Genomic DNA, 11,925 nt, shown 5'->3' with positions numbered 1-11,925 from the left:
TCAAAGCCGATCACGCAGCGGTCAAAGGCGCGGCGCTGGCACTCTCATCGATCGATGAAACGGTACTGCGGATGCGCGCCGCGATTCGCGCGTCGAGCGGCGTGTACACGAGCATGCTCAGGTCTGGCCGACCATCGACGGCGAACAGCGAATACTCCATTTCGATGGTCCCGAACGCAGGATGCAGCAGGCGCTTAACGTGCTGTCCTTCGCTGTGGCCGAATACCTGGTTTTCGCGCCACATGCGTTCGAAGTCCGGGCTGGCGCGACACAGATCGTCGACCAGATCGCCCACCTCGGAAGCGAGCCCCGCGCGAGCAACGTCCGCTCGGAACGTCCCCACGACGAAGCGCGCGACACTCTCCCAGTCGTGCTGTTTTGCCCGGACGGCCGGATCGCCGAACAGGAAGCGCAGGATGTTGCGCTGGCCCGGCGGCAGCGCGCTGTAGTCGGTCAGCACGACGGCTGCGGCGCGATTCCACGCGACGACGTCCCACGTCGCGGTCTTGATGATCGACGGGCTGGCATCGAGTGAATCGAGCACGCGCTGCAAGCGCGGGTCCACTGCGTCGGTGGACCGGTAGCGCACTTCCGGGGGGCGTCCGAGGCCCAGCATGAAAAGATGTTCGCGCTCGGTATTCGTCAGCATCAGCGCCGCGCAGATCCGCTCGAGCACCGCGGCGGATGGCGCGCCGCCGCGGCCCTGCTCGAGCCACGTGTACCACGTCGAGCTGATATTCGCGCGCTGCGCCACTTCTTCCCGGCGCAATCCGGGCGTACGCCTGCGGCCCGAGAAGCCGAAGCTGGCCGGATCGAGCCGCGTGCGGCGGCTGCGCAGAAAGTCCCCGAGGGTTTGGGCGGTGTTCACTGGGATGATTAACCTGTTAGTCGCTTTACCGGGATAAGCTCACTACTTCAATAGCATAGTGAATGATCGCATAGTGCGTCGGTGGCTATTCTGGAGACTTGACCATGCGAATCTTTCTGACGGGCGCAACCGGGTTTATCGGCTCGGCTTTGGTGCCCGAACTTATCCAAGCCGGGCATCAGGTTGTCGGCATGACCCGGTCCGACCAGGGCGCGCAGGCTCTCAGCGCAGCCGGTGCGGAGGTCCATCGCGGTACGCTCGAAGACACCGACAGCCTGCGCAGCGGCGCCGCGAAGGCGGACGCCGTCGTTCACCTTGCTTTCGACCACGATTTCTCGCACTTCGTGGAGAACTGCGAGAAGGACAAGCGTGCTATCGCTGCACTGGGCACGGCGCTGGCCGGCTCGGATCGGCCGCTTCTGATCACGTCGGGCACGGGCGTCGGCAGCCGCGATAACGGGCAGCCGGCCACCGAAGACGTCTTCAACACCAGTCACCCGAACCCACGCATCGGCTCGGAGCTGGCCGGCAACGTGCAACTGGAGGCGGGCGTCAACGTGTCGGTGATGCGCTTGCCGCAAGTGCATAACCCGTACCGGCAAGGCCTCATCACGCCGCTCATCCAGATCGCGCGGGACAAAGGCGTCTGCGCCTATGTGGAGGAGGGACGCAACCGCTGGCCGGCGGGGCATCTGTCGGATGTCGTGCGGCTGTACCGGCTCGCGATCGAGAGGGGCGAACGCGGTGCGCGCTATCACGCGGTCGGCGAAGAAGGCGTTAGCGCCCGCGAGATCGCCGAGGCGCTCGGACACGGCCTGAAGTTGCCGGTCGTCTCGATCGCGCGCGGCGAGGCGCAGGCGTACTTCGGATGGATGGCGATGTTCGCCGCGCTCGATATGCCGGCATCGAGCGCGCAGACGCAGGCGCGTTTGGGCTGGCGACCGACAGGTCCGACGCTTCTCGCGGATCTGAACGAAGCGCGCTACGTTCAGGGGTCCGCGTAGCTTTCGCTGTCGCTGTCAGCCGCCGTCGCACGAGAACAAACCTGGAGCAATCATCGCCGCCATCATAGGTGTTTCATTACGCCACTCGCCAGCTTGCGCAGTTCGTCGAACTGCGTGACGAGCTGGAGGCACAGAATAAAGGCCAGCGTCGCTGCGGGCGCCGGGTGGCGTTCGGTCCATCGCAGCACCGGCGTCGCGTAGCGTACGCGGATCGCATCCCGCGTCATGATCAAGGTGATCGCGATCCCCACCGCGGCGCCCACCAGCAAATCGGTCGGATAGTGAAAGCCGAGATAGGCGCGCGGAAGGCAAATGAACAGCGCAGTATAGAGAAGCGCCAGCACGCCGACGCGCCGCGACATGAGGAAGATGCCGGTGGCGGCCGCCATCCATAGCATCGCGTGATCGCTCGGGAAGGAACTCCAGTTGGTCAGCACTGCGTCCTTGATTTCGCCGCTGGCAAAGCGCAGATGCAGTTCGGTGTTGTAGACGGGGCGCACCCTGAATGGCAACCAGTGAGTCAGCAGTCTTCCGACGACGAGCGCCACGATGCCGCTGACAAGCGTCGCGAGAACCATTTCTCGCCGCCATTCGCGGCACTCGTCTTGCTGAAACCACATCCACCACAGCACGGGAATGAGTACGAGGCCTTTGAAGGTGTACAGGTTGTCGATGGCCTGGATGGATAGAGTCGCGAAATGGCCGAAGTGTATGTTGGACAGATATGTTTCGATGGACAAATCGAAGCTATTCATTGTTTTCTAAAGAAATTGAGCCGGTCGCGGATGAGGGGGTCAGCATAATTCATCGCATGCACGGCATTTTTTGGCGCTTACTTTCACTGACAATTTTTACCGCGCAATTTCATCGCTAACTTTCAGTGACCCTGTGGACGCTCATAACAAGGGGAGGCGTGTGATTGAAATGCGCTCGTCCTGTCCAGCGCTGAGTCACCGCGCAGGATGCGGCGATACACTGTAGCCGGATCTTTCAAGGAGGCCGTCATGAAACTGGTCGACTGGAACATTCAGTGGGGATGCGGCGTCGACGGCCGCGTCGACCTCGGACGGATCGTGCGGGAAGCACGCGCGTTGTGCGACTTCGACGTCCTGTGTCTGCAGGAAGTCACGCGCGGCTTCAACGAAGAACCGGCGGCCGGCGGACTGAAAGGCGCGCCATCGTCCGATCAGTTCGCCGAACTTGCCGCTCTGCTGCCGGAGATGACCGTGCTCGATGCGATCGGCTCCGATCTGCCCTCGTTGGGCGCAAGCCGTCATCGGCGGCAGTTCGGCAATGCCATCGTGACCCGTTTGCCGGTTCGTCAGGTGCTGCGCCATTCTCTGCCGTGGCCCGCGGACCCCGCCAAGCCCTCGATGCTGCGCGTCGCGCTCGAAGCGGTGCTCGAAGCCGACGTCGGTCCGCTTCGTGTCATCAGCACGCACCTCGAGTTCTATTCGGAGAAACAGCGGCTCGCACAAGTGGCGAGACTGCGCGAGTTGCATCAGGAGGCGTGCGCTCACGCGCGCGCTCCCGCGCGTGGCGAGAAGCCGGACAGTCCGTTTGCCGATACGGCGCGCCCGGTCAGCGCGATTGTCTGCGGAGACTTCAACAGCGCATTCGAAGACACCGCCTTTCGCCGGATGCTCGAACCGATCACCGACACTCCGGCGTTCGTCGATGCGTGGGCCCGCGCGCACCCCGGCGAGCCGCGTGCCGCGACGGTCGGCCTATACGATCACGAGCAATGGCCCGATGGAGCATTCGCGTGCGATTTCGTTTTTGTCACGGAAGATCTGAGCGCACGCATTGCATCGTGCGATGTCGATCAGCACAGCCGCTCGTCCGATCATCAGCCGATGTGGCTGGAACTGCGTTGAAGGGACTCGGAGTTACCGCCCCGTTATTGGCGCAGGAAAATCTGACCGCGTGATTCGGCGGGATGCTTAAGGTGCTGTTAAGGGTTGCTCTGCGATGGTTGAGCCTATGTTCAAGCCATGAGAATAGTGAGCACGTCACATGAATAGCAACCCGTCGCAAACTCGCGCGCATGCAGTCAGTAAAGTCCCGCAGATCACGCTGGGCTTCTGGATCATCAAAATCGCCGCCACGACGCTTGGCGAAACGGGCGGCGATTGGGTGACCATGTCGCTCAAATTGGGTTATCTGATCGGCACCGCGATTTTTGCGGTTATTTTTATTGGGCTGGTCGCAGGGCAGATCAGGGCGGAGCGGTTCAATGCCTCGCTCTATTGGGCGACCATCGTTGCAACGACCACGCTCGGTACCACGCTGGCCGACTTCTTCGATCGTTCGGTGGGAGTCGGCTATCCGGGCGGTGTAGTCATCGTCTTCGCGCTTCTGCTTGCGAGCCTGGGCGTCTGGTACAAATCGGAAGGTACGGTGGCGGTGCAGAGCGTGACCACGCCCAAAGCCGAGTGGTTCTATTGGGTGACGATCCTCTTTTCGCAGACACTGGGTACGGCCTTGGGCGATTGGGTGGCGGGATCGGACGAAGGCGGTCTGGGGCTTGGCTATGAGTACGGCGCTTTGATCTTCGGTGGGGGGCTGCTGATCGTCGGTGCGCTCTATTACTGGTCGCGGCTGTCACGGACCGCTATATTCTGGGCGGCGTTCATCCTGACGCGTCCGCTCGGCGCGACCTTGGGGGACCTGCTCGACAAACCCATTTCTCAAGGTGGGCTCGAGATCAGCCGACTCTATGCGTCGGTGATTCTGGTTTCGTTCATGGCGCTTTGCGTGATTTTCTTACCGCAACGTCCTGCTGGGCGAGCGATGCGGTAGATGGCGCGAAGAGGCTACGAATGTTCGGGAATAGCCATTGCGTGCCCGCTTTCGCCGCGACACCGACGCGCAGAACGAGCGTGTCGACCTATCAGTAGCTCGCCCGCTCGACGTCCGTTCAATCGAGGCCGACATGAAGAATCCGTGGACGAAGAAGAATCCGTTCCTGAGCATGTGGTTAAGCTGCGCCTGTACCGTCGCCAACACAGCGCGGGTAAGAACGACAGCGGCAGCCAAACGCTCGACCTCCGCATTCTGGAGCGCCGCACTCACCCCACCGAAGCCGAAGAAAAGCAGAAAGGCACGCCGCTGAGCGGACTCGTCCGCTGTCGGGCGAATATGCCGCCTGGCGTGCGCGACCGGACGCACGGCGTATCAGGATCGGGCGTTTCTCGACTCTCGGGTGGCGCCGCGTTGTTTGCCGTGTCTGCTCCTTCGATTACGGCAGCGACGAGTTTGACGCAACGCATTGGCACAGTGCCAGTTCATCCTCGCGAAGCTCGTCCTCGGGAATTTCGCTGCGCCCTCAAACTGGATGCGGTCCTGTCAACCCGGCCAAAACGGAAAAAAGAAGGAGCGCCATAGTCGGCGCTCCGTTCATTCATGGGTTACAGCAGGCAGGCTTACTTGATCGCAGTCAGGTAAGAGCCGGACAGGAAGCGTTGCGAACGCGGAATGGTCGCCGTGTAGGCCTGAATCGCGGCTGCCAGCTGCGGACGAATCAGGTTACGGTTGTAGTCGTAGATCGAATAGCCGTCGCCTTCGCCATTGCTCGGATCGCCGTTGCGCACGACATACCAGAACGCCTTTGCCACCGAACCGTTGTTCATCAGCACCTTCAACTGGTTGAATGCGGCCGTTTGTCCGGCATCCGTACCGTTGGTGCCATTGTTGGTCTCGGTCAGCCAGATCGGCTTCGCGCCACTGCTGACGAGGTTCGACACCGTGGTCATGAATGCCTGCACCAGCATGTTGTATTCGGCGCTGCCGAAGTAGGGGTGAACGTCGACGACATCGATCGTGGTGTTCAACGGGCTGGAAGCACTCTTCGTGTTGTTACCCATTGCCTTGATGTAGTCGGTCGCCTGGATCAGCTCGTTTCCTGCGGGCGGTTGCCAGCCGTTATTCGGGTACGCCGAGTTGTAGAAGTACGAGATGCCCTGAGTGTGCAGAACCGTTTTGTAGCCCGACTGGCTTTTCGTGTTCAGGATCTGCCGGGCTTCCGAATAGAGCGTCTTGCTGCGATTCAGAATGTATCCGGAGATACCGTTCGGATCGCCGTAAGACGGGTCCGAAGCGGAGAACGACCAGTTGGTCTCATTGAACAGTTCGATGTCAGCCGTAAAGGGCAGAACGACGTCCATGAGCGAGCCGAGATACTTCGTGAACGTCGCGTCGCAGAAGTCGAGTCTCGGTGACGATGCGGTCGGCGGATTTTTGGTGGCCGGGCATTGGTATGCGCTAGACGGCGCGTACATGCCCACCTGGAAAAGAATCTTCATGCCGCGCGTGCGCGCGGCGTTCAGAAGCGACTTCAGAAAGGCCACTTTGTTGGGGTCCAGCGTGCTGCCGTCGGCCAGCGTCATGAAGTCCCACGAAACGCCGAGGCGAACCGTACCCACGCCCAATCCGGCAATCAGATCCAGGTCCTTTGAGCATTCGCTCAGCGCCGTCTGATCCGCACTCCAGAGATTGCAGTTCACGTCCATTGCAAAACGGTCGTTTCCGCTTCCGGTAGGCGGCGGCTGCAGCGCCGCGAGTTGCTGGGCGGTGGCGGCGGTCGAACTCGTCTTGGAGAACGCTGGCATCGATTGCCCGCACAACAGGGCTAAAACGGCGAATAGTGAGTAGAGTCTGAGTTTCATGGCTTAGCTATAAATTGCTACTGACCGGGGATGGGCCGAGAACGTTGGAATTACGTTTGCCGATGACCATCAGTGCCTGAAGCGATGGCATACGTAACGCAAACACGTCAAACGCGTGAGTCAACGGTCGCTGACATCACGATTGAAAATGCTCTTGCACGGGATATGCGGGTTTCGTATCGATCGTCGCGAAACGGTTCAATCGCCTTGTCCCGCCCGTTGCACCAGGGCGCGGTTATAAGGCTGACCGTTCGCCTGAACCGGCGGAGAGCCATTATCGGGGGGCACTACGCCGTTGCTGTACGGATCTGTAGCCGCGTTCGCGACTGTGTCGGCAGGCAGGGAGTTGGCGGTCACGGACGCGGTGCTGCCATCATCGCTTGTTTCACCGCCACAACCTGCAAGGCTTAGTACGCCTGCGATAAATGCAAGCGCCGAAGCAGTTTTTGCGATCTGGGGAAGCCGACGAAATGACGGTTTTAGTCTTGGAGAGAGTCTGCTGAAGAAGGACATCTGTCTATCAGGCCGATGGAACCTGGCCGCTAAAACGAACAACGTTCGCGTGATAAGGACGTCGCCACGAAAAAATACGCAACAACACGAAGTACAACTGAATATGATCGGCTTTCGTCAAGAGCCGCCCGCTGCCGCACTCGCGTGGGGCACTAATCGCGTTTTAATCTTCAGATTTAATGCGAACTACTGAAAACCCGCTTTCATCATTTTCAATCGGAAAATTCGGTAATTCGTCGCAAATTGCGAAGTTTTTCCAATTGAATTAAAATCGACAAGGTTTTCCCTGAGTGATCTGATGAATACGAATGATACAGAATTGGAACAAATCATGTCCCATCGGGCGTAACTAAGCGTAACAACGAAATTTGTGCTATGTGAGCCTATCGGCAACGTGTCCCTCCTCCGTTTCAACGCTTATCCAGACGCGTTCTCACGCCCGAGTTCGAGATTCACAAAACAACAAAAAAACCGTTACAAAATTGTTACTTGTCGCTTTTAGACAGTCGGGGTGCTTTAATTTCCGTCAATGTATGGTTCTTATCGGATGGCTCGGGACCTAATTAAATGACAATTAAATGTTTCGGTATGGTTTTAGAAAGAAAAATAATGCTGACGAGGCATTTATATGCGCCGCACCGCTCGCATCAAATAAATCGCGGAATGCGAATTTTGCCACGGTTTGACTTTGGGCTTTGGAACAAGGAGACGGCCGGGAGCCAGGCGCGCGGAACCTGCATCTCATCGCCAGCGAAACACGCGCAATGGCTCGCCGTGGTCGCGGCGAAACTCGAAGCCGCCGGAACACCGGTGCTGCTTGCTATTCGCCATCGCGGACTTGCCATCGTGCCGATGCTGAGGCCTTGTTGGGCAACCCCTTCGTTGTAGGAGCGGGGCTTGGCAGTTCGGTAACGGTCAGCCGAGTCTCTTCGGTCAGGCCGACCTGGTCCACCTGCCTGACGCGTCTTGCCGCCACGTTTGAGCGCGCAATCCATTTTCGCGACTTCGCCATTTCCGCCGCCTCACGACGAATCTCAGGACGACATAGGATTTTGTTCGGGCTTTCTAAAACACCCAGTTTTTGAAGTTTCATTGTTATGTGTCCGACCTCACAAAGCGGAGCAAGTCGCGGGCCTGACGCTGTCATTTTCCGGAAGGTTCTCTGCTACGCTCCCGAATGCCGTTAATTCGAAATTAGAAAGCGAACGTAGCCGTCGCGCGACTCGTGCGCATTATCGCGCGGGTAACACGCAATAGAAGATGGCGACGAATGGTTCTGCGAGCCATTACACGTTGCGGGAGATCATAGTCATGTTCCATCAACACGCGCCGACTCGCGCGGCGTTGCGTGCGTGCGCGCCGGTCCGAAGTCCGGGACGCCGCGCGCTGCTGCGTGGCGTATCGGCCGCGGCGTTGGCAGGCGTTTCTTTTCCGCTATACGCGCAGCACGCAAGCGTAGGACTCGTCACGCCGCCCATTCGTCTCGACGACTTCTGGCTGGTCGATCAAAGCGGCCAGAAACGGTTGCTAACCGACCTGTTGCGTCAGAAAGTGACCGCGTTGCAGACGATTTACACAGGATGCACTTCAGTTTGTCCTTTGCAGGGTGCGCTGTTCAGCACGGTTCAGCAACGGATATCGCAGTTACAGCACCGCTACCCCGTTCAGTTGGTGTCGATCGGAATCGATCCGCTTTCCGACTCGCCGCCCGCGCTGCACGCATGGCTCATGCGCTTCCAGGCCGGACCCGAATGGCGGGCGGCCACGCCGACGTTGCAGGACGTCGACCGGATGCGCAAAGCGCTTTCGGGCAGCACCCTGCCACTCGGCAACATTGCCGATCACTCGACCCAAATCTACTGCTTTGACGCGAACGCAATGTTGCGCTGGCGAAGTGATGACCTGCCTCGCGCGGATCAAGTTTGCGATGTACTGGGCGCATTAGGGCGTGTGTAACCTATTGGACTGAGGCTATGTCACAAAATCGATCGTTTAGGATCCTCTCGCAATTGTTCGACAGGTGCGTGAAAGCGTTGCTGCCAATCACATTCATGGCGGCGCTTTCGATGTTCTCCGCAGCTGCCGACGCGCAGACATCGAGCACGCTTACCGTCAACGGCACGACCTTGTGCGCCGATGTGAACGCCGAATCGAAGACGCCTGGCGCCTCGGTTATCGAGTGGACGTGCAATGGCGGGAATAACCAGCACTGGACACTGACGCAGAACAACGGGCTTTATCAGTTCGTCAACGTCAACAGCAACCTTTGCCTCGACATCTACGGTGTCAGCATGGATGCCGGCGCTGGGGCGGACCAGTGGACCTGCAATGGCCAGGCGAATCAAAGCTTTCAACTGATCCCGCAGGGTGGCGGCTTTGCAATCGTCGCGTCGCAGAGTCACCTGTGTCTGGCTGCTGCCAGCCTCACGGCGCAGGGCTCGCAGATCACGCAGCAGCCTTGCAGCGGAGCCGCTCTGCAGACGTGGCAGATCAGCGGCATGACCGCGAAAACATTGCCGGCGAAGTGGACTACACCCTATAACCTGTCGATCGTGCCGGCAGCTGCGGCGAATCTGCCCGATGGCACCGTGGTAGTGTGGTCCTCCGACCAGAAGCTGGACTTTACGTCTGGCGAAGTGACCCCCGGCAACACATACACCGCAATCTTTAACCCGACTACCGGCACGAGCAAACAGGTTCTCGTGACGAATACCGGCCACGATATGTTCTGCCCGGGCGTCGTCAATCTTCCGGACGGCCGTATTTACGTCACTGGTGGCTCGAGCAGCGACGCGACGAGTTTCTACACGCCTTCGACCGGAAAATGGTCGCGAGGTCCTCTAATGAAAATTGCGCGCGCCTACCACGGCAGCGTAACGTTGAGCAATGGCAACGTATTCCTGGTGGGCGGCTCATGGAACGGAGGTGAGGGCGGCAAGACCGGCGAAACCTGGTCGCCGAGTACGGGTTGGCAGGTCAATAGCGCCATTCTCGCCGACTACATCCTCACGAATGACGCGGCTGGCATTTTCCGCTCCGACAATCATGCATGGCTGTTTGCGGTGGCGAATGGGCGAGTCTTCCACGCCGGTCCGAGCGTTGCCATGCACTGGTTCGATACCGCCGGCGCGGGCAGCGTGACGCCTGCCGGCAACCGGGGCAGCGATACCGATGCGATGAACGGCAACGCCGTTATGTACGATATCGGCAAGATCCTGGCTGTAGGCGGTGCGCCGAGCTACGAGTATTCCAACGCGACTGCGGACGCCACGCTAATTGACATCAGCAGCGGCACCGCGGTGACGCAAACGCTTACGCCGATGAATTACCGCCGCGCCTTCAACACCAGCGTGGTCTTGCCGAACGGTCAGGTGGTAGTCCTGGGTGGAGAGGCGTTCCCGATAACGTTTTCGGACGACACCGCCGTGCTGGCGCCAGAGTTGTGGGACCCTACCACCAAGACTTTCTCGGTGCTCCCGCCGCAAGCCGTGCCGCGTAACTATCACAGCATCGCACTGCTGTTGTCGGACGGTCGCGTACTGAGTGGTGGCGGTGGACTGTGCGGAACCTGCTCGACAAACCATACGAACCTCGAAATACTGACGCCGCCGTACCTGCTCAACGCGGACGGCTCGGCGGCAACACGACCGACCCTCACGGCCGCGCCCACTACGGCACAGCTCGGGACATCGATCGCCGTAACGGGCAGCAGTGGCATCAAGGCCTTTGCGTTGATGCGCATGTCTTCGTCGACCCACGCGGTCAACAACGAGCAGCGGCGAGTACCCGTGACTTTCACGGTAGGAACGGCGGGCGAATATCTGATCAATATTCCTTCCGATCCGGGTGTCGTCGTGCCTGGCTACTACATGCTGTTTGGCCTGAACGCGAAGGGCGTGCCGAGCGTTTCGCGCACGGTGCAGATCCAGTGATGGCGTTACGGTCACGGCGAACCGCGGCGCGTGCGCTGACGCTGGCGCTGGCGCTGGCGAACATCACGTATGTCGCGCATGGCGCGCCGCCTTGTGAGTCGAACGATCTCGGGTGTTCGATCTTCAACGGGCAGCATTCGGTTGAGGCGCAATTGCGCGACGACGATCGTCTGTTGCCCGGCTCGACCACGCGTTGCGCGAACTGCCATTCGCAAACCGGCTCGGGCGACGCATTCGCACCACCCTTGACCGCCGGCAACCTGTTTCCTGCGAAGAGTCGAAGGGACGGTCCGGCGAGCAGTTACGATCAGGCAACGTTCTGCAGGGCGCTGAGGGAAGGCATCGACCCGGTCAACGTGATGTTGCGCAAAGCCATGCCTCACTACCGGATATCCGAGACCGAGTGTGCGGCGCTCTGGCATTTCGTGACGAAGCGCTAGCACCTTTGCGTGCGGTTTCGCGAATTCGGCGCCGTTTGCTCCACCAGCTTTTGTCGGTGTTTTCACGCTATACGGGCGCTTGTTCGAAATGATCGAAATAGTGACATCGCAATTGCGCACGACCCCGTTGGTGCGAAAAATGCGAATGTGCGGCAGCGTACGGAGGTGCGGCAAGCCGTCGGATAGGCTGCGATGACGTCTGCTATGAATAACTCGATTTTTGTTTGCTGGCGCAATATATCGGATGCGAAAAAATTAGAAGTCTGCGCCAGATCTGGCGGAAGTCTCTTTTAGACGATAAGACGATCTATTTCGAGCACGCGGCGGGGGGGTAGATCATAGGGATTTCCTCTCCGGGTGCGTTGCGAGCAGGACTGACGTACTCGGCCTGTGCGTCCGATTTCAGCCGTGACAAAAAGCGAGATCTGGCAACGCCGCATCGCCTGCACATTAAATCGAGCTTCCACCCTTTTCGTACACCCGCCATGGGGTTTCGATGAA

The 11,925-nt window shown here is 59.6% G+C and carries 11 protein-coding genes; 7 read left to right on the top strand and 4 right to left on the bottom strand.

The window, feature by feature from the left end; all coding sequences use genetic code 11:
* Positions 1–10: 10 nt before the first annotated feature.
* Entirely contained in the window at positions 11–868 is an 858-nt protein-coding gene (locus HDG33_RS07015; protein ID WP_184023351.1) for a helix-turn-helix domain-containing protein, read from the bottom strand.
* Positions 869–972: 104 nt separating this feature from the next.
* Here HDG33_RS07015 and HDG33_RS07010 point away from each other — a divergent pair, with 104 nt between their 5' ends.
* Entirely contained in the window at positions 973–1,872 is a 900-nt protein-coding gene (locus HDG33_RS07010; RefSeq protein WP_184023349.1) for an SDR family oxidoreductase, read from the top strand.
* 62 nt (positions 1,873–1,934) lie between these two features.
* Here HDG33_RS07010 and HDG33_RS07005 read toward each other — a convergent pair whose 3' ends face one another.
* Positions 1,935–2,627: a phosphatase PAP2 family protein gene (locus HDG33_RS07005; protein ID WP_184023347.1), complete on the bottom strand. Its 693-nt coding sequence runs from the start codon at positions 2,625–2,627 to the stop codon at positions 1,935–1,937.
* 249 nt (positions 2,628–2,876) lie between these two features.
* Between HDG33_RS07005 and HDG33_RS07000 the strand changes: the two genes are divergently transcribed.
* The 3 genes from HDG33_RS07000 to HDG33_RS38015 all read left to right on the top strand — a co-directional run bounded on the left by HDG33_RS07000 (position 2,877) and on the right by HDG33_RS38015 (position 5,259).
* Positions 2,877–3,749, top strand: a complete 873-nt coding sequence (locus HDG33_RS07000; RefSeq protein WP_184023345.1) for an endonuclease/exonuclease/phosphatase family protein — start codon at positions 2,877–2,879, stop codon at positions 3,747–3,749.
* Positions 3,750–3,888: 139 nt separating this feature from the next.
* Positions 3,889–4,674 carry a hypothetical protein gene (locus HDG33_RS06995; RefSeq protein WP_184023336.1) on the top strand — a complete coding sequence of 262 codons (786 nt, stop codon included), beginning with the start codon at positions 3,889–3,891 and terminating at the stop codon, positions 4,672–4,674.
* 144 nt (positions 4,675–4,818) lie between these two features.
* Complete coding sequence (locus tag HDG33_RS38015; RefSeq protein ID WP_184023334.1) at positions 4,819–5,259, top strand: hypothetical protein; 441 nt, start codon at positions 4,819–4,821, stop codon at positions 5,257–5,259.
* 38 nt (positions 5,260–5,297) lie between these two features.
* Here the strand turns inward: HDG33_RS38015 and HDG33_RS06985 are convergent, their stop codons facing one another.
* Both HDG33_RS06985 and HDG33_RS38195 read right to left on the bottom strand, forming a co-directional pair.
* Positions 5,298–6,482: a glycoside hydrolase family protein gene (locus tag HDG33_RS06985; protein WP_260330334.1), complete on the bottom strand. Its 1,185-nt coding sequence runs from the start codon at positions 6,480–6,482 to the stop codon at positions 5,298–5,300.
* Positions 6,483–7,872: 1,390 nt separating this feature from the next.
* A complete protein-coding gene (locus HDG33_RS38195; protein ID WP_184023332.1) occupies positions 7,873–8,145 on the bottom strand; it encodes a hypothetical protein in 273 nt (90 codons plus the stop codon).
* A gap of 218 nt (positions 8,146–8,363) precedes the next feature.
* Here HDG33_RS38195 and HDG33_RS06975 point away from each other — a divergent pair, with 218 nt between their 5' ends.
* Genes HDG33_RS06975 through HDG33_RS06965 form a run of 3 tightly spaced genes read left to right on the top strand, consistent with a single transcriptional unit; the run spans position 8,364 to position 11,424 of the window.
* The gene (locus HDG33_RS06975) at positions 8,364–9,008 is read left to right on the top strand and encodes an SCO family protein (RefSeq protein WP_184024214.1); all 645 of its coding nucleotides are present in this window, start codon (positions 8,364–8,366) and stop codon (positions 9,006–9,008) included.
* A 17-nt stretch (positions 9,009–9,025) separates the two neighbouring features.
* Positions 9,026–10,984, top strand: a complete 1,959-nt coding sequence (locus HDG33_RS06970; RefSeq protein ID WP_184024211.1) for an RICIN domain-containing protein — start codon at positions 9,026–9,028, stop codon at positions 10,982–10,984.
* On the top strand, positions 10,984–11,424 hold the full coding sequence (locus HDG33_RS06965; protein ID WP_184023330.1) for a hypothetical protein: 441 nt from the start codon (positions 10,984–10,986) through the stop codon (positions 11,422–11,424). The genes HDG33_RS06970 and HDG33_RS06965 overlap by 1 nt, the downstream gene beginning before the upstream one ends.
* Positions 11,425–11,925: the final 501 nt, after the last annotated feature.

This window comes from Paraburkholderia sp. Cpub6 (assembly GCF_014201065.1).
GTDB lineage: Bacteria > Pseudomonadota > Gammaproteobacteria > Burkholderiales > Burkholderiaceae > Paraburkholderia > Paraburkholderia tuberum.
This window is presented reverse-complemented; position numbering and strand designations above follow the sequence as displayed.